The organism is Nocardioides ultimimeridianus, assembly GCF_054777895.1.
In genome coordinates this window covers 90,182-116,409 of record NZ_BAAHAB010000017.1, presented here as the reverse complement: position 1 = coordinate 116,409, position 26,228 = coordinate 90,182, and the positions used below count along the sequence as shown (strand labels likewise).

General features: G+C 70.8%; 27 protein-coding genes. 8 read left to right on the top strand and 19 right to left on the bottom strand.

The window, feature by feature from the left end:
* Nucleotides 1–2 precede the first annotated feature (2 nt).
* The 3 genes from ACYU8V_RS15905 to ACYU8V_RS15895 form a co-directional block, all read right to left on the bottom strand.
* Nucleotides 3–1,157: a zinc-binding dehydrogenase gene (locus tag ACYU8V_RS15905; RefSeq protein WP_460848723.1), complete on the bottom strand. Its 1,155-nt coding sequence runs from the start codon at nucleotides 1,155–1,157 to the stop codon at nucleotides 3–5.
* A gap of 20 nt (nucleotides 1,158–1,177) precedes the next feature.
* The gene (locus ACYU8V_RS15900) at nucleotides 1,178–1,846 is read right to left on the bottom strand and encodes a lysophospholipid acyltransferase family protein (RefSeq protein ID WP_460848722.1); all 669 of its coding nucleotides are present in this window, start codon (nucleotides 1,844–1,846) and stop codon (nucleotides 1,178–1,180) included.
* 100 nt (nucleotides 1,847–1,946) lie between these two features.
* The gene (locus ACYU8V_RS15895; protein ID WP_460848721.1) at nucleotides 1,947–3,767 is read right to left on the bottom strand and encodes a phosphoenolpyruvate carboxykinase (GTP); all 1,821 of its coding nucleotides are present in this window, start codon (nucleotides 3,765–3,767) and stop codon (nucleotides 1,947–1,949) included.
* 257 nt (nucleotides 3,768–4,024) lie between these two features.
* Between ACYU8V_RS15895 and ACYU8V_RS15890 the strand changes: the two genes are divergently transcribed.
* Together ACYU8V_RS15890 and ACYU8V_RS15885 are read left to right on the top strand one after the other, a co-directional pair.
* A complete protein-coding gene (locus tag ACYU8V_RS15890; protein ID WP_460848719.1) occupies nucleotides 4,025–4,906 on the top strand; it encodes a CHAD domain-containing protein in 882 nt (293 codons plus the stop codon).
* Complete coding sequence (locus ACYU8V_RS15885; RefSeq protein WP_460848718.1) at nucleotides 4,894–6,495, top strand: FAD-binding oxidoreductase; 1,602 nt, start codon at nucleotides 4,894–4,896, stop codon at nucleotides 6,493–6,495. Before ACYU8V_RS15890 ends, ACYU8V_RS15885 begins: the two co-directional genes overlap by 13 nt.
* A 1-nt stretch (nucleotide 6,496) precedes the next feature.
* On the opposite strand, the gene ACYU8V_RS15880 is transcribed toward ACYU8V_RS15885, so the two are convergent.
* From ACYU8V_RS15880 to ACYU8V_RS15855, 6 genes are read right to left on the bottom strand one after another with little or no spacing between them, the layout of a single operon-like run.
* The gene (locus ACYU8V_RS15880) at nucleotides 6,497–7,330 is read right to left on the bottom strand and encodes an SDR family oxidoreductase (RefSeq protein ID WP_460848716.1); all 834 of its coding nucleotides are present in this window, start codon (nucleotides 7,328–7,330) and stop codon (nucleotides 6,497–6,499) included.
* Nucleotides 7,331–7,382: 52 nt separating this feature from the next.
* Nucleotides 7,383–8,825: a gamma-aminobutyraldehyde dehydrogenase gene (locus tag ACYU8V_RS15875; RefSeq protein ID WP_460848715.1), complete on the bottom strand. Its 1,443-nt coding sequence runs from the start codon at nucleotides 8,823–8,825 to the stop codon at nucleotides 7,383–7,385.
* A gap of 30 nt (nucleotides 8,826–8,855) precedes the next feature.
* Entirely contained in the window at nucleotides 8,856–9,680 is an 825-nt protein-coding gene (locus tag ACYU8V_RS15870) for an ABC transporter permease (RefSeq protein ID WP_460848713.1), read from the bottom strand.
* A complete protein-coding gene (locus tag ACYU8V_RS15865; RefSeq protein WP_460848711.1) occupies nucleotides 9,677–10,528 on the bottom strand; it encodes an ABC transporter permease in 852 nt (283 codons plus the stop codon). Before ACYU8V_RS15865 ends, ACYU8V_RS15870 begins: the two co-directional genes overlap by 4 nt.
* Nucleotides 10,528–11,670, bottom strand: a complete 1,143-nt coding sequence (locus tag ACYU8V_RS15860) for an ABC transporter ATP-binding protein (protein WP_460848710.1) — start codon at nucleotides 11,668–11,670, stop codon at nucleotides 10,528–10,530. The genes ACYU8V_RS15865 and ACYU8V_RS15860 overlap by 1 nt, the downstream gene beginning before the upstream one ends.
* The gene (locus tag ACYU8V_RS15855) at nucleotides 11,654–12,838 is read right to left on the bottom strand and encodes a polyamine ABC transporter substrate-binding protein (RefSeq protein WP_460848709.1); all 1,185 of its coding nucleotides are present in this window, start codon (nucleotides 12,836–12,838) and stop codon (nucleotides 11,654–11,656) included. The genes ACYU8V_RS15860 and ACYU8V_RS15855 overlap by 17 nt, the downstream gene beginning before the upstream one ends.
* Nucleotides 12,839–12,993: 155 nt before the next feature.
* Here ACYU8V_RS15855 and ACYU8V_RS15850 point away from each other — a divergent pair, with 155 nt between their 5' ends.
* Both ACYU8V_RS15850 and ACYU8V_RS15845 read left to right on the top strand, forming a co-directional pair.
* A complete protein-coding gene (locus tag ACYU8V_RS15850; RefSeq protein WP_460848708.1) occupies nucleotides 12,994–13,461 on the top strand; it encodes an Lrp/AsnC family transcriptional regulator in 468 nt (155 codons plus the stop codon).
* Nucleotides 13,462–13,662: 201 nt separating this feature from the next.
* Complete coding sequence (locus ACYU8V_RS15845; protein WP_460848707.1) at nucleotides 13,663–14,190, top strand: gamma carbonic anhydrase family protein; 528 nt, start codon at nucleotides 13,663–13,665, stop codon at nucleotides 14,188–14,190.
* A gap of 10 nt (nucleotides 14,191–14,200) precedes the next feature.
* On the opposite strand, the gene ACYU8V_RS15840 is transcribed toward ACYU8V_RS15845, so the two are convergent.
* The 9 genes from ACYU8V_RS15840 to ACYU8V_RS15800 are packed head-to-tail and all read right to left on the bottom strand — an operon-like array spanning nucleotide 14,201 to nucleotide 22,186.
* Nucleotides 14,201–14,392, bottom strand: a complete 192-nt coding sequence (locus tag ACYU8V_RS15840) for a hypothetical protein (protein ID WP_460848705.1) — start codon at nucleotides 14,390–14,392, stop codon at nucleotides 14,201–14,203.
* A 9-nt stretch (nucleotides 14,393–14,401) separates the two neighbouring features.
* Nucleotides 14,402–15,505 (bottom strand): acyl-CoA dehydrogenase family protein, encoded by a 1,104-nt coding sequence (locus ACYU8V_RS15835; RefSeq protein ID WP_460848703.1) that lies wholly within the window; start codon nucleotides 15,503–15,505, stop codon nucleotides 14,402–14,404.
* The gene (locus tag ACYU8V_RS15830) at nucleotides 15,502–16,704 is read right to left on the bottom strand and encodes an acyl-CoA dehydrogenase family protein (RefSeq protein WP_460848701.1); all 1,203 of its coding nucleotides are present in this window, start codon (nucleotides 16,702–16,704) and stop codon (nucleotides 15,502–15,504) included. Before ACYU8V_RS15830 ends, ACYU8V_RS15835 begins: the two co-directional genes overlap by 4 nt.
* A complete protein-coding gene (locus ACYU8V_RS15825; protein ID WP_460848700.1) occupies nucleotides 16,701–17,936 on the bottom strand; it encodes an acyl-CoA dehydrogenase family protein in 1,236 nt (411 codons plus the stop codon). Before ACYU8V_RS15825 ends, ACYU8V_RS15830 begins: the two co-directional genes overlap by 4 nt.
* Before the next feature lie 2 nt (nucleotides 17,937–17,938).
* Nucleotides 17,939–18,958 (bottom strand): phosphotransferase family protein, encoded by a 1,020-nt coding sequence (locus ACYU8V_RS15820; protein ID WP_460848699.1) that lies wholly within the window; start codon nucleotides 18,956–18,958, stop codon nucleotides 17,939–17,941.
* Nucleotides 18,955–19,407 carry a MaoC family dehydratase gene (locus tag ACYU8V_RS15815; protein ID WP_460848697.1) on the bottom strand — a complete coding sequence of 151 codons (453 nt, stop codon included), beginning with the start codon at nucleotides 19,405–19,407 and terminating at the stop codon, nucleotides 18,955–18,957. The genes ACYU8V_RS15820 and ACYU8V_RS15815 overlap by 4 nt, the downstream gene beginning before the upstream one ends.
* 14 nt (nucleotides 19,408–19,421) lie before the next feature.
* Nucleotides 19,422–20,180, bottom strand: a complete 759-nt coding sequence (locus ACYU8V_RS15810; RefSeq protein WP_460848696.1) for an SDR family oxidoreductase — start codon at nucleotides 20,178–20,180, stop codon at nucleotides 19,422–19,424.
* A gap of 36 nt (nucleotides 20,181–20,216) precedes the next feature.
* A complete protein-coding gene (locus tag ACYU8V_RS15805; RefSeq protein WP_460848695.1) occupies nucleotides 20,217–20,969 on the bottom strand; it encodes an SDR family oxidoreductase in 753 nt (250 codons plus the stop codon).
* Nucleotides 20,969–22,186, bottom strand: a complete 1,218-nt coding sequence (locus ACYU8V_RS15800; protein ID WP_460848693.1) for an acetyl-CoA C-acetyltransferase — start codon at nucleotides 22,184–22,186, stop codon at nucleotides 20,969–20,971. Before ACYU8V_RS15800 ends, ACYU8V_RS15805 begins: the two co-directional genes overlap by 1 nt.
* Nucleotides 22,187–22,270: 84 nt before the next feature.
* Here ACYU8V_RS15800 and ACYU8V_RS15795 point away from each other — a divergent pair, with 84 nt between their 5' ends.
* From ACYU8V_RS15795 to ACYU8V_RS15780, 4 genes are all read left to right on the top strand, one after another.
* Entirely contained in the window at nucleotides 22,271–22,852 is a 582-nt protein-coding gene (locus ACYU8V_RS15795) for a TetR/AcrR family transcriptional regulator (RefSeq protein ID WP_460848692.1), read from the top strand.
* A 24-nt stretch (nucleotides 22,853–22,876) separates the two neighbouring features.
* Nucleotides 22,877–23,464 (top strand): hypothetical protein, encoded by a 588-nt coding sequence (locus tag ACYU8V_RS15790; protein ID WP_460848691.1) that lies wholly within the window; start codon nucleotides 22,877–22,879, stop codon nucleotides 23,462–23,464.
* Nucleotides 23,464–24,207 (top strand): helical backbone metal receptor, encoded by a 744-nt coding sequence (locus ACYU8V_RS15785; RefSeq protein WP_460848690.1) that lies wholly within the window; start codon nucleotides 23,464–23,466, stop codon nucleotides 24,205–24,207. The genes ACYU8V_RS15790 and ACYU8V_RS15785 overlap by 1 nt, the downstream gene beginning before the upstream one ends.
* Before the next feature lie 306 nt (nucleotides 24,208–24,513).
* On the top strand, nucleotides 24,514–25,719 hold the full coding sequence (locus ACYU8V_RS15780) for an HNH endonuclease signature motif containing protein (protein WP_460848689.1): 1,206 nt from the start codon (nucleotides 24,514–24,516) through the stop codon (nucleotides 25,717–25,719).
* Nucleotides 25,720–25,969: 250 nt separating this feature from the next.
* Here the strand turns inward: ACYU8V_RS15780 and ACYU8V_RS15775 are convergent, their stop codons facing one another.
* Nucleotides 25,970–26,221 (bottom strand): hypothetical protein, encoded by a 252-nt coding sequence (locus tag ACYU8V_RS15775; protein WP_460848688.1) that lies wholly within the window; start codon nucleotides 26,219–26,221, stop codon nucleotides 25,970–25,972.
* Between the last annotated feature and the right edge of the window lie 7 nt (nucleotides 26,222–26,228).

Here is a 26,228-nt window from a genome sequence, read left to right as displayed (position 1 = left end):
GCTCAGGCCCCGAGCGAGGGGTCGATGAGGATCTTCGCGTGCCGCTCCGGGTCGGCGAGGTCCGCGAAGGCCCCGGCCACGCCGTCCAGCCCGACCGTCCCGGTGATCAGGGGCGCGACGTCCACCTTGCCCTTCGCGATCCACTGCAGCGTCTGGTGGAACTCGCTGGGGTCGTAGGCGAACGCGAAGCGCAGGTCGATCTCCTTGTTGATCGCCATCGAGGGCCGGAACGCGTCGGTCTCCATGCACACGCCGACCACCACCACCCGCGACAGCAGCGGCGCCGACGACACCACGTGCTCGATCATCCCGGGCACGCCCACGCACTCGAAGACGACCGGTCCGCGCGGCGTCGCGCCGGCCTTCTCCGCGGCCCGCATCAGGTGCTGCCACGGCAGGAGGGGTACGGCGGTCAGCTTGTCCATCGCGTCGATGCCGATGCCCGCCAGGGCGGTCGGATCGGTGAGATAGCGCTTGCTGTCCGCGAACGTCGTCCACGGCGAGTCGACGGCCGGGTCCACCACCACGTCGGCACCGCAGCGCTCCGCGAGCGCCCGGCGGCCCGGCGAGAAGTCCGAGGCGATGACGTGCCGCACGCCGGACGCCTTGAGCATCAGGATCACGGCGAGCCCGATCGGCCCGCAGCCGAGGACGACGGCGGTGTCCTTGGCACCGACCCTGCCCTTGCGCACGGCGTGCAGCGCGACCGCCATCGGCTCGGTCAGCGCGGCGGCCTCGACCGCCACCCCGTCCGGCACGGGCATGGTCATCGACTGCGTGCCGAGCACCTGCTCGGCGTACCCTCCGGGCGCCTTCTGGGACAGCCCGGTCAGCTGGATCGCGTCGCCCTGGCGCAGCACCGGCAGCGACACCACGCGGGTGCCGACCGGCCACGCCTTGCGCGTCTTCGGCCCGTAGTCGGCGATCGTACCGACGAACTCGTGGCCCATCACCACGTGCTGGTCGGAGCGCATGAAGTCGGCGTACCCCAGCTCCGCGACGTCGCGCGCGGTCGCGTCGCCGTGCACCCGGGCGTGCAGGTCCGAGCCGCAGATCCCGCACCGCTCGACGTCGATGAGGACCTGTCCGGGCCCGGGCGCCAGGTCCGGCACCTCCTCGACCGAGAGCTCGGACCGGTGGCAGACGACGGCGCGCATGGCTGCAGCGTATGCCGCCCCTATCCGCGCGAGCGGCGCGGCGGGTAGCTGTCGACGTACTCCTGGCCGCTCATCGCCTGGATCCGGCGCATCAGCTCGTCGGTGGCGGCACGGCAGTCCTCCGGGCTGCTCGGGTCGTACGACGACAGCGGCAGCGGCTCCCCGAACTCGATCCGCACGCGGCCACGCTTCCAGCCCTTGCGGCCCGGGTTGTCGACCTCGCGGGCGCCGCTGATGGCGACCGGCAGCACGGTCACCCCGGGCACCTCGAGCGCGACGCGCACGGCGCCGGTGTGGCCACGGTAGAGCCGACCGTCCGGGGAGCGCGTGCCCTCGGGGTAGACGGCCCACACGTCACCCTGGCGCAGCACGTCGGCCGCCGCCTCCAGCGCCGCCGACTTGTCGCCGCCCGCGGCCCGGTCGACGGGGATCTGCCCGGTCGCCTTGACGATGATCCGGTCGGCCATCCCGCGCAGGCCCTTGCCCGAGAAGTACTCCGCCTTCGCGATGAACCGCGGCTGGCGGCGCAGCACCAGGCAGAGCACGAACGACTCGATCTCGCTGGTGTGGTTCGGCGCGATGATCACCGGGCCCTTGCGCGGCATCCGGTCCATCCCGATCACCTGCGGCCGGCTGTACCACCGCACGACCGGTCCGAGCACGACCCACTTCAACAGGTTGAACCACATGTCCGAAACCTAGCCCTCCGCGGACGGAAAAGACCCGAGCCGGCGGGAGTCAGGGACTCCCGCCGGCTCGGGCGTGGTCGATCGCGGTGGATCGAGGAGGTCAGTCCTCGAGCGCCTTGGCGACGCGGCGGTGCGCCTCCCAGATGGCCTCGGGAAGACCCTCGAACTGCGCGAGGTGCTTCTCCCGGTAGCCCATCTCCTGGATCCAGCGGTCCTTGTCGATGGTCAGGATCGTGTCCAGGTCGGCGAGCGTCTGCTCGTCGAGGCCGTCCAGGTTGAGCTCGTCGCGGGCCGGGATGGTGCCGACCGGCGTCTCGACACCGCTGACCTCGCCGTTGCGGTACTGCATGAGCCACACCAGCGGGCGCAGGTTCTCGCGGTAGCCGGGCCACAGGAAGCGGCCGTCCTCGCCGCGCTGGAACCAGTTGACGTGCGCGAAGATCGGGTTGTTCGTCGCCTTGCCGACGACGTCGATCCAGTGCTGCGCGTAGTCCGCCTCCGGGTAGGACATGAACGGGCGCATCGACATCGGGTCGTAGCGGAGGACGCCCTCGAGGCCGTCGGCCGCGGCCGTCGCCTCGGCACCGAGCGTGAGGCCGTCGTACACACCCTCGGCGAGGTCGTCGATCGCGCGGATCAGCGGCTCGCGGTCGCGGGTGCGGCCACCGAAGATGATGCCGTGGATCTCGACGCCGGCGGCGTCGTCGTAGTCGCCCGCGACGTTGGGCACGTTGGCCAGCGTCGTGGTGAAGCGGGAGTTCGGGTGCGCCCACGGGGCGTCGATGTCCTCGCCCTGGCGGTCGGCGATCCTCTCGCCCTTCCAGTCCAGCCAGCCGTCGAGGTCGGTCGGCTTGTCGCCGCGACCCTCCCACCAGACGTCCTGCGTCTTCTCGTTGTAGGCGACGTTGGTGTAGATGACGCCGAGGCCCGGCTTGATCGACTCGATCGCTGTCGGGTTGGTCTTCTCGTTGGTGTCCTTGGCGACGCCGAAGACGCCGTTCTCCGGGTTGAAGCCGCGGAGCACGCCGTTCTCGTCGACCCAGATCCACGCGATGTCGTCGCCGTAGAACTCCACGTGGTAGCGGTCGCCCAGTGCGTCGGGGGCCAGCGTCATCGCGAGGTTGGTCTTGCCGGAGGCCGACGGGAAGCCGCCGCAGATGTTGTACTTCGTGCCGGCGACCTTGTCGGTGATGCCGAGCAGCATGAACTGCTCCACCAGGAAGCCGTTCTTCCAGCCGTCGTAGGAGCCCTGGCGCAGGCCGTGGGCGATCTTGCCGAGCAGCGCGTTGCCGCCGTAGGAGGACCCGAAGTGCAGGATCGTGCGCTCGTCGGCGACGGTCACGAAGTAGCGCTTGTCGTCGGGGGTGCCCTGGCCGAGGTTCGGCAGGTCGCCGGTGACGTGCACCGCGCGGACGAAGTCGTCGCCCATGTGGTTGATGTAGTCCACGCCGACCCGCGACATGCGGATCATCTGCAGCACGACGTTGACGTTGTCGGTGAGCTCGACGCCCGCCGCGAACTTGTCGAGCGGGCCGCCGGCCGGAGCCATCAGGTAGGGGATGACGTACATGGTCTTGCCCTCGGAGGCGCCGGTCATCAGCTCGACGAGCTTCGGCTTCATCTCCGCGGCGGGCTTCCAGTTGTTGTACGTGCCCTTGTCCCGCTCGTCGCTCGTCGCGACGATGGTCCGCTCCTCGGCGCGCGCGGTGTCCTTGTAGTAGGACCGCGAGTAGTAGCTGCCCTCGCCGGCGGGGAGGAGCTCGCCGGAGGCAAGCGCCTCCTCGATCAGCCGGGCGTCGTCCGCGGCCGAGACGACCTGGACGTCGGCCGCTCCGGTCACCCCCGCCCAGTGCGCGACGTACTCCCGAACGTGGGGGTTCGTGAGGCCTGCCTCATCGAGCGCCTTCTCCACATCCACCATGTGCCTTGCCAGCCTTTCGGTCCTGTTCAGGGTGGGGCGACGTTACCTCATCGAAATAGAGGTGACGACGGCCCAGTGCATTGCTGCTGAGTCCGTTGGGACACCGTCGTCCGCATCGCCACCCTCGCACGCCGGGTGCGGGTGGGCACGCCGGGGGTCGAATCCTGTGGCGGTCCCCCCGACGGCGCACGAGTTGGATCGGCAAGCCGCAGCGCGGAGGGCGGGACGTCGGGGTCAGCATACGGGAGGATGGGCCGGTGAGCCGATTCACGATCGGGGACTGCCTGCAGGGCTATCTCGCCCATCAGGTCGGCGAGGTGCGCCGCCTGAGCGAGCAGCGGTACGCCGACGGCCGGCTCGGCGGGGACGACGACACCGCCGCCGAGGACGTCCACGACCTGCGGGTCGCCCTGCGGCGGATCCACAGCACGCTGTCGGCCGCGGCCCCGGCGTACCGGAGGCAGGCGGTCGCGCCGCTGCGCGCCTCGGTCAAGGAGCTGATCGGCGTGCTCGGGGGTCCGCGCGACCTGGAGGTGCTCACCGGGCTGCTGGCGCCGCGCATCGAGGACCCCGCCGACCGGGTGCTCGTGCACGACGTGCTGGCCGCGCGGCACCAGCGGGCCGAGGCGGCCGCCCTGGCCGCGCTCGGGCCGTCGTCGCTGGAGCACCTCGACCGCGCGCTGTCCCACCTGCTCGCGACGCCGCCCACGACGGCCCGGGCCGAGCGCTCGGCCCGCAAGGAGGCGCCGCGCCTCGCCCGCCGGGAGGTACGCCGCCTGGCCGGCCTCGCCGACGACGCGGCCCGGCTGCCCACCGACGCCGAGCGGTGGGAGGCGCTGCACGACGTGCGCAAGGCAGCGAAGCGGACGCGCTACCTGCTCGAGGCCACCCGCAAGGTGCCGGGCGTGCGCGACGGCGCCCGGATCAAGGAGCTGACCGGCCTGCAGGACGTCCTCGGCGACCAGCACGACCTCGTCGTCGCGGCCGGGGTCGTGCGGGCGCTGGGGGCCGCCGAGCCGGCCGGGCTGGTCACGCTGGCCGACGCGCTCGAGGACGAGGCGGAGTCGCTCACGGCGGCGTACCTCGAGGCGTGGGCGGTGGTGCGCGACCGGGCCGCGGCTGCAGGATGGCTCGGGTGACGCGATCGTGGTGGGGCTGGGGCTCCGACGCCGCCCAGCTGGACGCGGCCGAGACCGCGGAGCTCACCGCGCGGGTGGGTGCGCTGCTCCCCGGTCACGACCTGACCGACCACCCGCCGCCCGACCCGCGATCGCTGGGGGTGCCGGCTCCCCGCATCGCTCCCCCGGCCTCGCTCGCCGGGCTGTGCTCCGACGACGTCGTCGACCGGCTCGGGCACGCCCGCGGCAAGGCCTTCCGCGACGTCGTCCGCAACCTGGCCGGCGACGTCGCGCACGTCCCCGACCTCGTCGTACGCCCGCGGGACGAGCAGGACGTGGTCGACGTCCTCGACTGGTGCACCACCACCGGCACACCGCTCATCCCGTACGGCGGCGGCAGCTCGGTCGTCGGCGGCGTCGAGCCGCGCTTCGAGGGTCCGGCGGTCACCCTCGACCTGGAGCGGCTGGGACGGGTGCTCGAGGTGGACCCGGTCAGCCGCGCGGCGCGGATCCAGGCCGGCGCCTACGGACCCGCGCTGGAGGACCAGCTGCGCCCGCACGGGCTGACGCTGCGGCACTTCCCGCAGTCCTTCGAGTTCTCCACGCTCGGCGGCTGGCTGGCGACCCGGGCCGGCGGCCACTTCGCCACCCTCGCCACCCACATCGACGACCTGACCGAGTCGATCCGGGTCGTGTCGCCCGCAGGGGTGGGCGAGTCCCGGCGACTCCCGGGCTCCGGAGCCGGCCCCTCCCCGGACCGGATGTTCCTGGGGTCGGAGGGCTCGCTCGGCGTGATCACCGAGGCCTGGATGCGCCTGCAGCAGCGGCCGGTCTGGCAGCAGACGGCGACCGTTGGCTTCGCGTCGTACGACGCCGCGGTGGGGGCCACGCGCGCCCTCGCCCAGTCGGGCCTGCACCCCTCGAACTGCCGGCTGCTCGACCCCGGGGAGGCCTTCCTCAACGCCGGCACCTCCACCACCGGTGGGTTGCTGTTGGTCGCCTTCGAGTCGGCCGACCACCCGGTCGACGCGTGGCTGGCCCGGGCGCTGGAGCTGGCCGGCGACCACGGCGGCACGCTGCTCGCGCGCCGCGACCGCTCCACGACCCCGGACGCCTCCTCCGACGCGGCCGCCGACGCCTCCCGGTCGTGGCGCTCGACCTTCATCCGGATGCCCTACCAGCGCGACGCCCTGGCCCGCCGCTCGATGATCGTGGAGACCTTCGAGACCGCGTGCACCTGGGATGCGTTCCCCGCGTTCCACGCGGCCGTGACGGCGGCGGCGCAGCGGGCGATCGCCGAGGTGTGCGGCGGGCAGGGTGTGGTGACCTGCCGCTTCACCCACGTCTACCCGGACGGCCCGGCGCCGTACTACGGCGTCTTCGCCCCCGGCCGCTGGGGCAGCGCCGTCGCGCAGTGGGACGAGATCAAGGCGGCCGTGTCCGACGCCATCGCCGCCAACGGCGGCACGATCACCCACCACCACGCGGTCGGCCGCGACCACCGCCCCTGGTACGACGCCCAGCGGCCCGCGCCCTTCGCCGCCGCCCTGGCGGCAGCCAAGCAGGCGCTCGACCCGGCGGGGATCCTCAACCCCGGCGTGATCGTCTGAATCAGGCCACCCATGCCTCGCTGCGCTCCCAGAGCTCGGCGGCCAGCTCGGGGGTCGCGACCTTCGACGGCTCCTTCTCGCGCTGGTTGTCGTAGTAGCGGCCGGTCGCGTCGGCGACCTCGGGCGAGGTCGCGCAGTAGATCGAGGTCTTGGCGCCCTCGGTCGTCGACTTCATGAACAGCTTCATCACCTGGCGCAGCCCCGGCGGCACCTCGCGCCACACGTCCGAGGCGATGGCACCGGGGTGCAGGGAGTACGTCGTCACCCCGGTGCCCGCCAGCCGGCGGCCGAGCTCCTGGGCGTGCAGCACGTTGGCCAGCTTGGAGACGCAGTACTCGTCGAACGCGGTCCGCGTGACCGACGGCTTGCGCACCGCGTCCCAGTCGATCCCCTTGGCCCGGTAGTGGCCGGTGCTGGCCACGTTGACGATCCGGCCGGGGCCCGTCTCGGCGACCCGGTCGCGGAGCAGCTCGGTGAGCAGGAAGGTGCCGACGTGGTTGGTGCCGAAGGCGAGCTCGAAGCCGCTCTCGGTCATCCCGCGCCTGCCCGCCAGGCCGGCGTTGTTGATCAGCACGTCGAGCCGGTCGCCGCTCGCCAGGAAGGTCGCGGCCGCGGCCCGCACCGACGCCAGGTCGCCCAGGTCCAGCGGGATCCAGTCGAGGTCGCTGTTGCCGGTGTCGGCCGCGATCTCGCGGATCGCCTCCCGGTTCCTCTCCTCCGAGCGGCCCGCCATCACCACCCGCGCACCCCGCCCCGCGAGGTTGCGCACGGTCTCCTTGCCGATGCCCGTGTTCGCGCCGGTCACCAGGAACGTCTTGCCGCTCAGCTCAGCCATGGTGGCCATCCTGGCGGCGTACGACGCCCCTGTCGTCCTCCCACGGTCGGAGCTACCCGAGGTAGCTCATCACGTGCTTGATGCGGGTGTAGTCCTCCAGGCCGTACATCGAGAGGTCCTTGCCGTAGCCGGAGTGCTTGAAGCCGCCGTGGGGCATCTCGGAGACGAACGGGATGTGGGTGTTGATCCACACCACGCCGAAGTCGAGCTTGCGGCTCATCCGCATGGCGCGGGCGTGGTCCTTGGTCCAGACCGAGGACGACAGGCCGTACTGCACGCCGTTGGCGTAGGACAGCGCCTGCGCCTCGTCGGCGAACGGCTGCACGGTGATGACCGGCCCGAAGATCTCGCTCTGGACCTGCTCATCGTCCTGCCGCAGGCCGGAGAGGACGGTCGGCTCGTAGAAGTAGCCGCCCTCGCCACCCGCGACGGTCGCGAAGCGACCGCCCGCGGCGACCGTCGCGTGGTCCGGGAGCCGGTCGACGATGCCGGCCACGCGGGCCAGCTGGTCGGCGTTGTTGAGGGCGCCGTAGAGCACGTCGGCGTCGTCGGGCAGGCCGGTGCGGGTCGCCCGCGCCTGCTCGGTCAGCGCGGCCACGAACTCGTCGTGCACGCCCGCGCCCACCAGCACGCGGGTCGCGGCGGTGCAGTCCTGGCCGGCGTTGAAGTAGCCGGCCGTCGCGATCGCCTCGGCCGCGGAGGCGATGTCGGCGTCGTCGAAGACGACCACGGGCGCCTTGCCGCCGAGCTCGAGGTGGACCCGCTTCAGGTCCGTCGCCGCCGAGCCCGCGACCTCCATGCCCGCGCGCACCGAGCCGGTGATCGCGACCATCTGCGGGGTCGGGTGCGCGACCAGCGCGCGCCCGGTGTCGCGGTCGCCGCACACCACGTTGAGCACGCCGGGAGGCAGGAACTCCTGGCACAGCTCGGCCAGCAGGGTGGACGACGCCGGGGTGGTGTCGCTCGGCTTGAGGACGACCGTGTTGCCGGCCGCCAGAGCCGGCGCGATCTTCCAGATCATCATCATCAGCGGGTAGTTCCAGGGCGTGACCTGGCCGACGACGCCGATCGGCTCGCGCCGGATCCAGCTGGTGTGGTCGGCGAGGTACTCGCCGGCCGACTTGCCCTCCAGCACCCGCGAGGCACCGGCGAAGAACCGGAAGTGGTCCCCCGCCATCCCGAGCTCCTCGTCCATGGTGAGCTGGAACGGCTTGCCCGTGTCGCGCACCTCGACGCGGCAGATGTCCTCGGCCCGCTCGTCGATCGCGTCGGCGATCCGGAGCAGGGCGCGGGCCCGCTCGCGCGGGGTCGTGTCGGCCCACCCCTCGAAGGCGGCGTCGGCGGCGGCGTACGCCACCTCCACGTCGTGCTCGTCGGACAGCGGCGCCGTGGCGTAGACCTTGCCGGTGGCCGGGTCGATCACGTCGTACGTCGCACCGCTGGCCGCATCGACCGGCTTGCCGTCGATGACGTTGCGGAACTGGATCTCAGACATCTCTATCCCTGGTCTGTCTCTTCGGATGGATCAGCGCGCCAGGGCCCGGGCGCGGCGTCGGTTGTTGATCTCGCCGGCGAGCACGATCGTGATCGAGATCAGGAACATGGCCGTGCCGATGACGTTGACCTGCATCGGCACGCCGCGCTGGGCGGCGCCCCACACGAACATCGGGAACGTGACGGTCTGGCCGGCGTTCAGGTTCGTGATGATGAAGTCGTCGAAGGACAGCGACAGGCTCAGCAGCGCGGCCCCCAGGATGCCGGGGAGCACCAGCGGGAAGGTGATCCGCCAGAACGTCTGCGACTCGGTGGCGTAGAGGTCCATCGCGGCCTGCTCGAGGTTCTCGTCCATGCCCGCCAACCGCGACTTGACCGTCACGATCACGAACGACAGGCAGAACATCACGTGGGCGATGAAGATCGTCCAGAAGCCGAGCCGTCCGCCCAGGCCCGCGGACAGGAACAGCGCCAGCAGCGAGGACCCCATCACGATCTCGGGCGAGGCCATCGGCAGGAAGATCACCGTGTTCGCGAAGGAGCGTCCGCCGAACTGGTGGCGGACCAGGCCGAAGGCGGCCATCGTCCCGATCGCCGTGGCGACGATCGTGGCCAGCAGGCCGATCAGCATGCTGACCCCGACGGCGTGGCACATGCCCTCGGGGGCGCACGGATGCAGCCAGTTGGCCCAGGTGAAGCCCTTGAACTCGTAGACGTTCTTGGACTTGCCGGGATCGTTGAAGCTCATCAGCACGACGACCGCGATCGGCACGAACATGTAGACCAGCACGAGCAGGCCGAGGATGAGGACCAGGTGGTCCTTGACCCAACGCCAGGTCTTCGCGAACCCGCTCACAGGAGCTCCTCCGTCCCGGCCTTGCGGATGTAGAGCAGCACCAGCGCCACGATGATCGCCATCAGGATCACCGAGAGCGCGCCGGCCTGCGCGTAGTCCTGGGTGGTGGTGAACAGGCTCTGGATCACGTTGCCGACCATGCGGCCGGTGGGGCTGCCGAGCAGCTGGGCGTTGATGTAGTCACCGGCCGCCGGGATGAAGGTCAGCAGGGTGCCGGCGACGACGCCGGGCATGGACAGCGGCCAGGTCACCTTGAAGAACGCGACGAACGGCGATGCGTAGAGGTCACCCGCGGCCTCGACCAGCCGGCCGTCGATCTTCTCCAGGCTGGCGTAGAGCGGGAGCACCATGAACGGCAGGAAGTTGTAGACGATGCCCGCGATCACGGCGAAGGAGGTGTTCAGCAGCCGGCCGTCCGCGCCCAGGATGTGCAGGTGGCGCATCGTGCTCACCACCGGGCCGTGGTCGGCCAGGATCAGCTTCCACGACAGCGTGCGCAGCAGGAAGCTGGTGAAGAACGGCGCGATCACCAGCACCAGCAGCAGCGTGCGCCAGCGGCCGGCCTTGAAGGCGATCGCGTACGCCAGGACGTAGCCGATCACCAGGCAGATCAAGGTCGCACCGGCGGCGTACCCGAGCGAGCGGAGGATCTCGGGGTAGTAGGTCTTGACCGCGTCGACGAAGTTCGCGACGTGGTAGCTCACGTGGTAGCCGCTGAGCACCGACCCCTTCGGGTCGTACAGGCTCGTGGCGATCAGCGAGTAGAACGGGATGACGAAGAACAGGCCGAGCCAGATGGCGCCCGGCAGGATCAGCAGGTAGCCGGTGGACCGGCGCTTGGCCGCCATCAGTCCTCCTCGATGCCCGCGTTCGCGTCCTGGCTCGCGTCGAGCAGGAAGGCGAACTCGGGCCGCCACGAGACGTCGACCTTGGTGCCCGGCGCGATGATGCCGCGGGTGCCGGTGTTCTGCTCGAAGGCGATCAGCTCCTGGCCCCACGGCATCTTGACCTGGTACTGCGTCGAGACGCCGATGAAGCTGACGTCGGTCACGACCGCGCCGTGCAGGTGGTTGCCCGGGGCGTCGATGGCCTCGCCGGCGGGGGCGAGCAGCACCTTCTCCGGTCGGATGCCGACCCAGCCGCGGCCCGAGTCGGCGTGTGCCCGCTCGGAGGGGATGGAGGCCTTGATGCCGTGCATGTCGACGACGACGCTGTCGCCGTCGCGGCCCTGGACGGTGGCCTCGATCAGGTTCGACTGGCCCAGGAAGTTCGCCACGAACGTGGTGCGCGGGTTCTCGTAGAGCTCGGCGGGCGAGCCCATCTGCTCGATCACGCCGGCGTTCATGACCGCGATGGTGTCGGCCATGGTCATGGCCTCCTCCTGGTCGTGCGTGACGTGCACGAAGGTCAGGCCCACCTCGGTCTGGATCCGCTTGAGCTCCAACTGCATCGCGCGGCGCAGCTTCAGGTCGAGCGCGCCGAGCGGCTCGTCGAGGAGCAGTACGTCGGGCCGGTTGATCAGCGCGCGGGCGAGGGCCACCCGCTGCTGCTGACCGCCGGAGAGCTGCGGCGGCTTCTTGCGCGCCTGGGAGGTGAGCTCGACCAGCTCCAGCATGTGCTCCACCTGCTGGGCGACCTCGGACTTCCGCTGCCGCCGCAGGCCGAACGCCACGTTCTCGTAGATGTCGAGGTGCGGGAACAGCGCATAGCTCTGGAAGACGGTGTTCACCGGCCGCTGGTAGGGCTTGGCATAGGTGATGTCGGTGTCGCCGATCCGGATCGACCCCGAGGTCGGCGTCTCGAGGCCGGCGACCATCCGCAGGGTGGTGGTCTTGCCGCACCCGGACGGGCCGAGCAGCGCGAAGAACGTGCCGTGCGGCACCTCCAGGTCGAGCGACTTCACCGCGGTGAAGGTGGCGAACTCCTTGGTGAGCTGCGAGATCCGCAGGCTCCGCGAGCCGTCGGTGGTGACGTCAGACGCCTGTGACATCGGAGAACGCTCCTTCGTATTCGCGCATCTGGTACTCCTCGAGCGCCATGAACGTGTGACAGACCGCGAGGGTCTTCTCGGTGGGGAAGATCAGCTCGTTGTGGGCAGCGGCGGGATCGATCTGCTCCATCGCCTGCTGGGCGCCCTTGACCGGGCAGATGTAGAAGTTGTAGTCGGAGAGCGTCGCCGCGATGACCGGGTCGTAGTAGAAGTTGATCCAGTCCTCGGCGTTCTCCTTGTGGGTCGCGAGGTTGGGGACCAGCATGTTGTCGGCCCAGATGTTCATGCCCTCCTCGGGCGCCACGAAGACGACGTTGTCGTCGTCCAGGTTCGCGATGTCACCGGACCAGGCCTCGCAGGCCAACACGTTGCCCGACTGCAGGTCGGCGGTGTAGTCGTTGCCGGTGAAGCGGCGTACCTGACCGTCGCTGGTGGCCTTCTTCAGCGCCTCCATGGCGTTGCCCCACTGGGCGTCGGTGAAGTTGGCGGGGTCCGCTCCCTGGGAGAGCATGATCAGGCCCATGGTGTCGCGCATCTCGGTGAGCAGCGTCATCTTGCCCTTGAACTTGGGGTTCGTGAGCAGGTCGTTGAACGACTTCACGCCCTCGGGCAGGTACTTCTTGTTGTAGGCCATCCCGGTCAGGCCGCTCTGCCAGGGCGCGGAGTACTCCCGGTCCGGGTCCCAGTCGACCTTGAGGGTGTCGATCAGGTTGTTGTGCAGGTTCGGCACCTTGCTCGCGTCGAGCTTCTGGATCCACCCCATCTGGATCATCCGGGCGGCCATCCAGTCGGTCAGCACGAACATGTCGCGCTTGGTGGATTGGCAGGCACCGAGCTGGTTGACGACCTTGGCGAAGAACTCGTTGTTGTCGTTGACGTCGGCGGTGTAGTCGACCGTGATCCCGTACTTCTCGGTGAAGAGCTGGCGCGTCGACGTGCCCTTCTTGTTGTTCGGGTCGATGTAGAGCGGCCAGTTGGAGACGATCAGCTCGCGCTGCGACGCGGACAGGTCCGGGGTCGTGCACGTGGCCGGGTCCTGCTTGCGGTCGGGGGTCGAGAACAGCGGCAGTACGCCGAGACTCGCGGCGGCGAAAGCTCCGGCGCCGACCCCCTTGAGCACGTTCCGGCGCGAAAGCGGCGCGCGCCGGGGCGGTGGCTCGATGGACATGCGTGTTCCCTCCGTCACATGATGGGCAGGGCGGACTCTGCCAGTCATTGCCCGGATGTGCAAGGGAATCCGTTGTCTGGAAACATGATTGCAACGGATTCCGTCATTTGACGTTCGGTTGAAGGACGAACCCGAAACGTGGCAACATCGCGCCCATGTCCGACGTACGCGCCACCACGGTCCTCGACAGCGTCTCCAAGGCGATCATCGAGCAGCTCCAGCAGGACGGCCGGCGCTCCTACGCCTCGATCGGGAAGGTCGTCGGACTGTCCGAGGCCGCCGTCCGGCAGCGCGTCCAGCGCCTGGTCGAGACCGGTGTCATGCAGATCGTCGCGGTCACCGACCCGATGGAGCTGGGGTTCGCGCGGCAGGCGATGGTCGGGGTCAAGGTGAACGGCCCCGTGACCCCGATCGCGGACAAGATCGCCGAGCTCGAGGAGGTCGACTACGTGGTCATCACCGCCGGCAACTTCGACGTCCTGGTCGAGGTCGTCGTGGAGTCCGACGCGCACCTGCTCGACGTCGTCTCCAGCGGGATCCGCTCCATCGAGGGCGTCTCCACCACCGAGACGTTCATGTACCTCGGCCTGCGCAAGCAGACCTACTCGTGGGGCGTCCGGTAGCCGAGAGGAACCCGCGACCAAGAAAAACAGAGCCGCCGCAGACGTCTCGGGTCATCTGCGGCGGCAAGAAGAATGGTGCCAGATGGGGAACCCGCTCGTCACCTCTTCGTGACCTCTCAAAGGTAAAGTTTTCCGGCACAGGTAACACCCGCCCCCACCCGTGACAGGTCCAGTGCCCCCGGGGCTCGCTAGCCTCGGGTCGTGTTCATCTACGAGTTCGAGGGCAAGCGGCCGCAGATCCACCCCGATGCGTTCGTGGCGCCGACCGCGACGCTGGTCGGCGACGTGGTGATCGAGGCGGGCGCGAGCGTCTGGTACGGCGCCGTGCTGCGCGGGGACGACTGCACGATCGTGGTCCGCGAGGGGGCGAACATCCAGGACAACGCGGTCCTGCACGCGGGCCCGGGCGAGACCCTGGAGATCGGCGCGTACGCGACCATCGCGCACGCCGTCGTGGCGCACGGCAAGTCCGTCGGGGAGCGCGCGCTCATCGCGAACGGCACCGTCCTGCTCGACGGCGTCGTCATCGGCGCGGGCTCCCTCGTCGCGGCCGGGTCGGTCGTCACCCCCGGCACCGAGATCGCCGAGGGCATGCTCGTCTCCGGCACGCCGGCCAAGCCGGTCAAGGAGCTCGCCGGGACGGGCGCCGCGATCTGGGTCGAGCTGAACCCGCAGTACTACCCGGCCCTCGCCCAGCGCCACAAGAACGGCGTCAAGCCGGTCGAGTGAAAGGCCCCGGCTAGCGGCGCGGCTTGGCGACGACGAAGCCCAGCGCCAGGCCGAGGCCGGCCAGTCCTCCGCCGATGTTGGCCCAGTAGGAGCTGGTGTCGCCCGAGCCCCCCACCCAGCCCATGCCGGCCGACCACAGGAACGCGCCACCGCCGATCAGCGCCAGCGCCAGCACCAGACCCACCACCCGACCGAAGCTCACACCGCGAGCCTAGAGGTCGACCAGACCCGCGAGCGCCGCGCGGTGGGCACCGGCGGTGCCGAGCGCGATCTGGTCGGCCTTGGCCTTCTTCAGGTACAGGTGCGTCGGGTGCTCCCAGGTCATGCCGATGCCGCCGTGCAGCTGGACGGCCTCCTCGGCGGCGTGGACCGCGATGTCGGAGCAGTACGCCGCTGCGACCCGGGTCGCGACCTCGACGTCCTCGCCGACGGCCAGCGCGGCCGCGGCGTAGCGGGCCGTGGCGGAGGCCGACTCGACCTCGGCGTACAGGTCGGCGAGGCGGTGCTTGAGCGCCTGGAACCCGCCGACCACGCGGCCGAACTGCTTGCGGATCTTCAGGTAGGCGACGGTCTCCTCGAGGCACCAGCGCGCGACGCCCACCTGCTCGGAGGCGAGCAGCGCGGCACCGGCGATCAGTGCCGAGCGGACCGCGGCGGCGCCCTGCTCGCCGTCGGCGAGCACCTGCGCCGGCGTACCGGTGAAGGTGACGTCGGCGAGCTGGCGGGCCATGTCGAGCGAGCTCACCGCCGTGATCCCGGCGGCCTGCGCCTCGACCAGCAGCAGGGAGCCGCCCGCGGCGACCAGCAGCACGTCGGCCTCGAGCGCGCCCGCGACCGAGCGGACGGTGCCGGTGACCGCGCCGTCGGCGACGGTCAGCTCGGGCAGCGGGGCGTCCGGCCCGGCCGACAGCGGTACGACGAGGGCGGCCGTCCGGTCGCCCGAGGCGACCGCCGCGAGGGTGGTCCGCGCCAGGTCGCTGTCGAGCGCGAGCAGGGCCGTCGTGGCGACGACCGCGCTGGTCAGGAAGGGCACCGGCGCGCACGCGCGGCCCAGCTCGTCGAGCACCGCGGCGGCCTCGCGGGCCGAGGCCCCGACGCCGCCGAGGTCCTCGGGCACGAGCAGTCCGGCCAGGCCGAGGTCGCCGGCGAGGGCCTTCCACAGCGGGGCGACCACCGAGCGGTCGCCGTCGTAGATGGCGGCGACGGCGGAGGACGGGCACTGGTCGGCCAGCAGGTCGCGGACGGTGCCGCGCAGGTCGGTCTCGACGTCGGTGGCGAGCAGGTCCACGTCGGCGGGGGGAGGCACGGTGCTCACTTGGCGAGCTCCTTCCAGGGACGGTCCTTGTCGGTGCGGTGCTCGGACGGGAGGCCCAGCACGCGCTCGGACACGATGTTGCGGATGATCTCGGAGGTGCCGCCCTCGATGGAGTTGCCCTTCGCGCGCAGGTAGCGGTAGCCGGCGTCGCGTCCGGTGAAGGACACCTTGCCGGGCCGCACCATCTCCCAGCCCTGCTCGTCCTCGAAGCGCAGGCCGTCCTCGCCGAGGATCTCGACCTCGAGGCCGGACAGCGCCTGGGCGGTCTTCGCGAAGAGCAGCTTCATCATCGACCCCTCGGGCCCGGGCTGGCCGGACGCGAGCTTCTGGGCGAGCTGCCGGCCGGTGATCCGGGCGGCCTCGGCGTCGACCCAGAGCCGCAGCAGGCGGTCCTGGAGCTCGGGGGTGTGCCGGTCGGGGTGCTCGCGCCAGGTCTTCGCGACCCGGCCGATCATCCCGGCCTCGCGACCGCCGCCGCTGCCGATCGCGACCCGCTCGTTGTTGAGCGTGGCGTTGGCGACCTTCCACCCCTCGCCGACCGCGCCGAGGCGCTGGCTGTCCGGGATGCGTACGTCGGACAGGAAGACCTCGTTGAACTCGGCCTCGCCGGTGATCTGCCGCAGCGGCCGAACCTCGACGCCGGGGTCGGTCATCGGGCAGAGGAAGTAGGTCAGGCCGGCGTGCTTGACCGCGTCGGGGTCGGTGCGCGCGACGAGGATCGCGAAGGAGGCGTTGTGCGCCCCGGAGGTCCACACCTTCTGGCCGTTGACGACCCACTCGTCACCGTCGCGGACCGCGCGGGTGGAGACGTTGGCGAGGTCCGACCCGGCGCCGGGCTCGCTGAAGAGCTGGCACCAGATCTCCTCGCCGGTCCACAGCGGGCGCAGGAAGCGCTGCTTCTGCTCCTCGGTGCCGAACGCCAGGATGGTCGGGGCGGCCATGCCGAGCCCGATGCCGTTGACCTCGGGCCGGTTGCTCGGCGCGCCCGCCTCCTCGAAGAGCCGGTCGACGTCGGGCTGCAGCGCGCGGGGCAGCCCCTGCCCGCCGTACCCCTCCGGGTAGGCGACCCAGGCCAGGCCCGCGTCGAAGCGCGCCCGGAGGAACTCCAGCGGCTCGGTCGCCGCGGGGTCGTGGGCCGCGAGGAAGTCGGCGACCTGCCGAGCGAGGTCGGCGCCCATCTCGGTGCGGAGGTCGGTCACGCCCGCGCCTCCCGGGCCGAGGACTGCCGGGCCAGCTCGGCCTTGGCGAGCGCGTTCTTGTGGACCTCGTCGGGTCCGTCGGCGAAGCGCAGGGTGCGGATGCCGGCGATCATGTTGGCCAGCGGGAAGTCCTGCGACAGGCCGCCGGCGCCGTGGGTCTGGATCGCCTTGTCCAGGATCCACTCCACCGTGGCGGGCGTGGCGATCTTGATCATCTGGATCTCGGTGTGGGCGGCCTTGTTGCCCTGGGTGTCCATCAGCCACGCGGCCTTGAGGCACATCAGCCGCAGCTGCTCGATCCGGACCCGAGCCTCGGCGATCCAGTCGCGGATGACGCCCTGCTCCGACAGCGGCTTGCCGAAGGCGACGCGGCTCTCGGCGCGGGCGCACATCAGCTCCAGGGCGCGCTCGGCCAGGCCGAGGGAGCGCATGCAGTGGTGGATGCGGCCCGGGCCCAGGCGCATCTGGGCGATCGCGAAGCCGTCGCCCTCGCCCATCAGCAGGTTGCCCGCGGGCACCCGGACGTCGGTGAAGCGCAGCTCGGCGTGGCCGCCGTGCTCGTGGTCGTCGTACCCGAGCACGTGCATGGGCCGCACGACCTCGAAGCCGGGGGTGTCGCGCTCGACCAGGATCATCGACTGCTGGCGGTGCCGCGCGGCCGACGGGTCGGTCTTGCCCATGACCACGAAGATCTTGGCGTTGGGGTTCATCGCGCCGGTGATCCACCACTTGCGCCCGTTGAGGACGTACTCGTCGCCGTCCCGGATGATGCTGAGCTCGATGTTGGTCGCGTCCGAGGAGGCGACGTCGGGCTCGGTCATCGCGAAGGCCGAGCGGATCTCGGCGTTGAGCAGCGGCTCGAGCCACTTCTTCTTCTGCTCGTCGTTGCCCGCGACCGCGAGGACCTCCATGTTGCCGGTGTCGGGCGCCGCGCAGTTCATCGCCGCAGGGGCCAGGTGCATGCTGCGGCCGGAGATCTCGGCCAGGGTGGCGTACTGCAGGTTGGTCAGGCCGCCGCCCTCCTCGCCGGGAAGGAAGAGGTTCCACAGGCCCCGGCTGCGCGCCTCGGCCCGCAGCTCGGCGAGCACGGGCACGGAGTCCCACGCCCAGCGGTCCTCCAGCGCCTCCATCTGCTCGTGGAACACCGGCTCGGCCGGGTAGACGTGCTTCTCCATGAAGTCGAGCATGCTCGCGCGGAGCTCCTCGGTCTTGGCGTCGAATGCGAAGTCCATGGTCAGTTCTCCTTGATAGCGGTGAGCCCGGCGTCGAGCAGGGGGTGGATCGCGTCGCCGATCCGGTCGAAGCCGGGGCCGACGGTCTGGCCGTGCAGATAGCGGTAGTGGATGCCCTCGAGGATCGCGGCGAGCTTGTACGCCGCGAGGCCGAGGTAGAAGCCGAAGCCGGAGAGGTCGCGGTCGCTGCCCTGGGAGTAGCGCGCGATGATCTCGTCCTCGGAGAGGAAGCCGGGGGCGATCGAGACGTTGCTGACGGCGTCGCCGCCGACCAGGCCGAGCCGGCCGTAGAGCAGCATCACGGCCAGGTCGGTGAGCGGGTCGCCGAGGGTGGCCATCTCCCAGTCCAGCACGGCGGTCAGCCGGTCGTCGTCGTCGACCAGCACGTTGTCGAGCCGGTAGTCGCCGTGCACGATCCCGGCCGCAGACTCGGGGGGCACGTTGGCGGCGAGCAGTGCGTGCAGCTCGTCGGCGGCCGGCAGGTCGCGGCAGTACGACGCGTCCAGCTGCTTCTTCCAGCGCCCGACCTGGCGGCCGAGGAACCCCTCGGGACGGCCGAAGTCGGACAGGCCGACCTCCGCGGGGTCGACCGCGTGCAGCGCGGCGAGCACGTCGACGAGCCGCTCGGAGATGGCACGGGTCCGCTCGGGTCCGAGGGGGATCAGCTGGTCGGCGAGGCGGTACGGCGTACCGGCGCAGCGCTGCATCACGTAGAAGTCGGCCCCGATGACCGAGGCGTCGGTGCACATCGCGTAGGTGCGCGGCACCGGGACGGCGGTGTCCTGCAGCGCCGACATCACCCGGTGCTCGCGGGCCATGTCGTGGGCGGTGGCCAGCACGTGGCCCAGCGGCGGGCGGCGGACGATCCACTCCTGGGAGCCGTCGGTGACGACATAGGTCAGGTTGGACTTGCCGCCCGCGATGAGGGTCGCCTCGAGGTTGTCGCCCGCGTCCGGCACGTTGCCGGCGAACCACGCGCCGAGGCGGCCGAGGTCGAGCCCGGGAGGCGGCTCCGAGGTCACGGGACGACCACGGACAGCATGTCCACGACGCAGGCCGGCTTGTCGCCGCCCTCGCGCTCGATGATCACCCGGGTCGCGACCTGGAAGCCCAGCGCGATGGGGGTGATCTCGAGCAGCTCCACGCCCGCGCGGACCCGGGAGTCCACCGGCACCGGGGACGGGAAGCGCAGCTTGTTGGCGCCGTAGTTGACGCCCGCACTGACGCCCTCCACCGCGTAGACCTGCGAGGCCAGCATCGGCAGCAGGCTCAGGGTGAGGAAGCCGTGGGCGATGGTGGTGCCGAACGGCCCGGCCGCCGCGCGCTCCGCGTCGAGGTGGATCCACTGGTGGTCGCCCGTCGCATCGGCGAAGGCGTCGATCTGCGCCTGGTCGACGGTGTGCCAGTCGGAGTAGCCGAGGTGCGTCCCGGCCGCGGCCTGGAGCTCCTCGACGCCGTTGAAGACCTTCATGTCTCTCCCTCGGATCAGAAGTGGGACGGGCCGCCGGCGACGGCCAGGACCTGGCCGTTGACGTAGCCGGAGCGCTCGTCGACGAAGAAGGACACCGCCTGCGCGATGTCGTCGGGGGTGCCGACTCGGCCCACGGCGATGCTCGTGGCGCCCATGGCCAGGAAGTCGTCGTACGACATCCCGATCCGCTCGGCGGTGGCCGACAGCATGGGGGTGTCGATGAAGCCGGGCGCGATCGCGTTGGCCGTGACGCCGAACTTGCCGAGCTCGATCGCGAGCGTGCGCGTGAAGCTCTCCAGCCCGCCCTTGGCCGCGGCGTAGTTGACCTGGCCGCGGTTGCCCTGGGCGGAGGTGCTGGACATGGTCACGACGCGGCCGAAGCCGGCCTTGGTCATGTAGCCCTGCACCGCGCGGGTCATCAGGAAGGACCCGCGCAGGTGGACGCCCATCACCTGGTCCCAGTCCTCGACGCTCATCTTGAAGACCAGGTTGTCGCGGGTGATGCCGGCGTTGTTGACCAGCACGGTCGGCTCGCCGAGCTCGGCCGCCACGCGCTCGACGGCGGACTGAACGGCGGCCTCGTCGGCGACGTCGACGCCGACGGCGAGAGCGCGCCCGCCGTCGGCCTCGATCTGCTTCACGACGCCGGCGCAGGCCTGTTCGTCGAGGTCGAGGATCGCGACGGCCAGGCCGTCGGCGGCCAGTCGCTGCGCGACGCTGGCGCCGATGCCGCGGGCCGCGCCGGTCACGATGGCGGTACGGGTGGTGCTCATGGGGGGATGCTCCTCAGGGAAGGGGTACGCCGGCGGTCACTCGCCGGCGGTCAGGCTGACGCCACCGTCGATCAGGACGGTCTGCCCGGTCATCCAGGCCGCGTCGTCGGACAGCAGGAAGGCCACGACGCTGCCGATGTCCTCGGGCTCGCCGAGGCGCTTGAGCGGGTAGGCCCGGCTCGACTCCTCCTCGTGACCCTCGTAGAGGGCGGCGGCGAACTTGGTCTTCACCACGGCCGGCGCGACCCCGTTGACCCGGATGTCCGGGCCGAGCTCGACGGCGAGCAGCTCGGTGATCGAGTTGAGCATCGCCTTGGAGGCGCCGTAGAAGCCGATCATCGGCGCGGTGCGGAAGGCGGAGAGGGAGGAGACGTTGACGATGGCGCCGCCGTGCTCCTTCATCCAGGCCCGGTGGGCCTGCTGCACCCACGAGACCGCGGCGATGCAGTTGACCTCCACGATCTTGCGGGCGGCGTTGAGGTCGAGGTCGACCAGCGGCCCGTAGACCGGGTTGATGCCGGTGTTGTTGACCAGGAAGTCGATGCTGCCGAAGGTGTCGATCGCCGTACGGATCACCTCGGCCTGGTGCTCGACGTCGTCGGCCTTGCCGGCCACCGCCACCGCCACCTCGGGGCCGCCGAGGTGGGCGACGGCCTCGTCGAGGGCCTCCTTGGTGCGGGCGGTGATCACGACCCGGGCTCCGTCGGCGACGAGCCGCTCGGCGATGCCCAGACCGATGCCCCGGCTCGCGCCGGTGACGATCGCGGTCCTGCCGTCGAAGCGCCCCATCAGGAGAGCCGCTCGATCACCATCGCCATGCCCTGACCGCCGCCGACGCACATCGACTCGACGCCGAACTGCTTGTCGTGCCACTGCAGGGAGTTGATCAGCGTGGCGGTGATCCGCGCGCCGGTCATGCCGAACGGGTGACCGACCGCGATCGCGCCGCCGTTGACGTTGAGCTTGTCCAGCGGGATGCCGAGCTGCTGGGCCGAGCCCAGGCTCTGCACGGCGAAGGCCTCGTTGATCTCGTAGAGGTCGATGTCGTCGATGCCCATGCCGGCCTGCTTGAGCGCGGCCGGGATGGCCTCGACCGGGCCGAGGCCCATGATCTCCGGCGAGAGGCCGGTGACCGCGGTCGAGACGATGCGGGCGAGCGGGGTCAGGCCCAGGGCCTTGGCCTTCTCGTCGCTCATGATGACCAGCGCCGCGGCACCGTCGTTGAGCGGGCAGGCGTTGCCGGCGGTGATGACGCCGTCGGGGCGGAAGACCGGCCGGAGCTGGCTGACCGCCTCGTACGTCGTACCGGCGCGGGGGCCGTCGTCCTTGGACACGACCGAGCCGTCGGCCAGCGTCACCGGGGTGATCTCGCGCTCCCAGAAGCCCTCCTCGATCCGCTGGCAGGCCAGGTTGTGGGACCGGACGCCGAACTCGTCCTGCTCCTTGCGGGACATGCCGAGGACCTGCGCGACGTTCTCGGCGGTCTGGCCCATGGCGATGTAGAGGTCGGGCAGCGCGCCGCTCTCGCGCGGGTCCTGCCACGTGTCGGCGCCGCCCTCGGCGCGCTTCGCGGTGATCGCCTGCGCGTCGGAGAAGAGCGGGTTCTGGCCCTCGGCGTTGTCCGACATCCCGTTGAGGAAGCGGCTGACCGTCTCGACCCCGGCGGAGATGTAGGTGTCGCCCTCGCCGGCCTTGATGGCGTGGAAGGCCATCCGGGTGGTCTGCAGGCTGGAGGAGCAGTAGCGGTTGACCGTCACGCCCGGGAGGCGGTCCATGCCGGCGAGCACGGCGACCGCGCGGCCGAGGTTGTTGCCGGACTCGCCGGCGGGCTGGCCGACGCCGAGGATCAGGTCGGTGACGTCGGCCGGGTCGAGCTCGGGGACCTTGGCCAGAGCGGCCTGCACCATCTGCACGGCGAGGTCGTCGGGCCGCATGTCCTTCAGCGAGCCCTTCATGGCCCGGCCGATCGGGGACCGTGCGGTGGAGACGATGACTGCTTCGGGCATGAGTGGCTCCTCAGGTGGTGACTAAGCGCTTGCTTAGCGTTACTCTCGTCCACATCGCGCCGGTCGTCAAGGAGGGAGTTCGAGATGACAGACACACGGACCCGCCTCCTCGAGGCGGCCATCGAGGCGTTCGCCGACAAGGGCTTCCACGGCACCACGACGCGGGACATCGCCACCACCGCGGGCATGAGCCCGGCCGCGCTCTACGTGCACCACCGCTCCAAGGAGGAGCTGCTCCACCAGATCTCCAAGGAGGGCCACGAGGCGACGCTGCGGCTGATCGGCGAGGCGATCGCGACCACCGACGACCCCACCGAGCAGCTGCGCCGCGTCATCCACGACTTCTGCCTGCACCATGCGCGCGACCACACCGGCGCGCGGATCGTGAACTACGAGCTCGCCGCGCTCTCCCCCGAGCACCTCACCGAGATCCGCGGCATCCGGCACCGGATCGAGAGCGAGATGCGCGAGCTCGTCGCCCGCGGCGTCGCCGCCGGCCGGTTCCGCGTGGCCGAGGTCGAGATGACCGCCGCGGCGCTGCTGTCGCTGGGCATCGACCTGGCGCGCTGGTACCGCGACGGTGTGAAGTGGACGCCCGAGCAGGTCGCGGACCAGTACGCCGATCTGGCCCTCCGCATCGTCGGAGCGGATCCCACCCGGGGCTGAGCCCGCTCGATTAGGCTGCCGGGCGTGCGCAGCCTCGTCCGTCACTCCGCGGTGGCCCTCGGCCTCGTCCTGGCCCTCGCCGTCCTCCCCTCCGCCTCGGCCACGAGGCTGAGTCCCGCCGCGACGCGTGCCTCCGGCACGGGCCTGGTCCTGCACTTCGGCGCCTGGGGGCCGCTGCGGCTCGGGATGACGAATCGCGAGGCCTGGCGGACCGGCATGGTGTCCCGCGCCGCTGACCACTGCGCGCCGGGCTACCAGATGGCGCCTCGCCTCCGCACCCGCGGCTGGGTGGTCTGGAAGGGCCAGTTCCCCGCCATGCGCGTGGCCGGCATCGTCGTCATCACCGACCGCGACCTCACCCGCCGCGGCATCGGTGTCGGGTCCACGCTGCGCCAGGTGCGCCGCGCCTACCCGCACAACTTCGGGCTGCATCCGATGTCGGAGCTCAACGGGAGCACCAGCACCGGGGGACGGGACCTCTGGGTCCTCAGCAAGTACGGGTCCCACGGGGTCCTGAACTTCCAGTTCGCGTACGGCGTGAAGCCCGGGCCCCGGACCCGGGTCGAGTCGGTCCTGATCGCTCCCCGTCCGGCGGCCTACCCCGGCTGCTGATGGCCGGCGTCCGCGACGACCTCGGCACGGCGTACGACGGAGCCCGGCCGGCGCTCCGCGTGGTGTCGCTGGTGCCGTCCCTGACCGAGACGCTCGCCTCGATCCACCCCGAGCGGGTCGTCGGCGCGACCGACTGGTGCACCCACCCGGCCGACCTCGCGACCACCCGCGTCCGCGGCACCAAGAATCCCGACCTGGCGGCGATCCGCGACCTCCGGCCGGACGTGGTGGTCGCCAACAAGGAGGAGAACCGCGAGCTCGACGTACGCCGGCTGCGCGACTCCGGCGTCCACGTCTGGGTGACCGACATCCGCACCGTGCCGGACGCGGTCACCTCGATCCGCCGCCTGCTCGCCGGCATCGGCTGGCCCGAGCCGGACTGGCTGCCTGCCGTCGAGGGACTGTGGTGCGGCGACCTGCCGCCGGTGACCCGCCGGGTCGTCGTACCGATCTGGCGGGACCCGTGGATGGTCGTCGGCGGCGACACCTTCGTCACCGACCTGGTGCGCCGGCTCGGGTGGGAGAACGCCTACGCGACCAGTGCCGAGCGCTACCCGAGCGTCACGGTCGCCGACATCGAGGCGACCCGGCCGGATGTGGTGCTGCTGCCCGACGAGCCCTACGTCTTCACGGAGGCCGACGGGCCGGAGGTCTTCACGGTGCCCACGGAGCTGGTCAGCGGGCGGCTGCTCACCTGGTACGGGCCGAGCCTGGTGGACGCGGCCGGGCTCAGTGCTGGCTGAATGCCCTCTCTGACGGTGTTCTCTCGGGCTGATGGTGGGCGGCCGCACCTTAGCCGCCCGGTCCCCGGCGTCAAGGATGCTCGCTGCGCTCGCCCCGCTTCGCGGCGCTTCGCGTCCTTGACCCCGGGTCCCTACCGGGCGGCATGACGGCGCGACAACGGCACGGGCTTCGCCCGCGCCGCCGCTTCGCGGCCGCCCATCAAAACCTGTCCTGACCTGCGATTTTGTTCGATTTCAGGGTTCTGAAATCGTTCGAACGCGTGTATCATGGAAGGCAGCTGATCAGTCCGTCTCGGGGAGCTAGTCATGGTCGCAGGAACGGTGTCGTTGCACCCGATCCTTGCCTGCGCCCAAGCCGTCCACGCCGAGCTGACGGTGGTCGCGGACATGCCGGCCGACTACCTCCGCACCCGCGACAAGGCCGACCTTCTTGTCGAGTTGGCGCGCGTCAAGGCGCAGCTCGCCGAGCTCGAGCTCCGAGTCCTCGCTGCAGCCGCGGATGTGGCCGAGGAGCACGGGTCCCGCGACGCCGGGTGCTGGCTCGCCCACACCACCCGCATCACCGCCTCAGCCGGCCGAGCACAGCTCCGGCTCGCAGAATCGCTCGAGCGGCACCCGCTGACCGCGGCTGCGCTCCGCTCTGGCGACGTGAACGAGGCCCAGGCCCGGGTCATCATCCGCGCGGTCGACAAGCTCTCCGACGCCGTCGACGAATCCACTCGCGCGAGTGCCGAGGCCCATCTGATCGAGCTCGCAGCGATCTACGACCCCAAAGACCTCCAGGTCCTCGGCACCAAGATCCTCGAAGTCGTCGCACCCGACATCGCAGAAGCCGAACTGGGCAAAGCCCTGGAACGTGAAGAACGGGCCGCACGGGACGAGGTCGCGATCAGGATCAGGAAACGCGGCAACGGGATCACCCGCTGGATCTGCGACCTCCCCGACTCCGTCTCCGAACGAGCCCTCACCTACCTCGAAGCCCAAGACTCACCCCGAGCCACCCAAACCCGAGCCCGCAACAGGGGCGAGGCGTTCTGCCGACTCCTCGAACTACTCGACCCCAAGCGCCTGCCCGACCACGGCGGAGACGCCACCACCGTCATGGTCACCATCCCCCTCGAAACCCTGCTGAGCGAGCTGGGCTCCGCGATGCTCGACGACACCGTCATCTCCGCCAGCGAAGCACGACGGCTCGCCTGCACCGCCAAGATCATCCCCGCCGTCCTCGGCGGCACGTCCGAACCCCTCGACCTCGGCAGAGCCCGCCGCCTCTTCGAACCACCCCAACGCAAGGCCATGCGGCTGCGGGACAAGCGCTGCCGCGCCGAAGGCTGCTCCATACCCGCAGCCTGGTGTGAGGCCCACCACCTCAAACCCTGGGCACAGGGCGGGAAGACCGACCTCGCCGACGGCGTACTCCTCTGCTCCCACCACCATCACCGAGCCCACGACACCCGCTACGACATGACCAAGCTCGCCACGGGCGACTACCGGTTCCACCGACGGACATAGAGGGGAGTTCTTCCGGCACCACACGCCGGAAGAACTCCCCGAAGACGATCGCACTCCCTGGCGGCCGCGAAGCGGCGGCGCGGGCGAAGCCCGTGCCGTTGTCGCGCCGTCAAGCTCGTCGTCCGGGACCCGCAGTCAAGGATCGCGAAGCGACCGCGCAGCGGCGCCGAAGGCGTCCTTGACGGTGGGGGCCGACGAGCTACGGTGCGGCCGCCACCACCAGCCCCGAGCAACCAGGCGCAGCAGAGGTTCAGTGCTGGCTGAACTCCCGCACCGGGTGCCGCAGCGTGCGCACCGGGTGGGCGAGGTGGTCGTGCCGGCACATCGCGCAGGCGTGGTCCTCGCCGCCCTGGCGCCGCAGCACGTGCCGATCACACTCGGGACACCGGCCGCGGCGCAGCACGCCCAGCTCGCCGAGCAGTCCGAGAACGAAGACGACGCTCGTCGCTGCGAGGAGAACTGCGATCAGGCCGCTGGTGATGACGTCGAGATCGAGCGTCATGGAGACC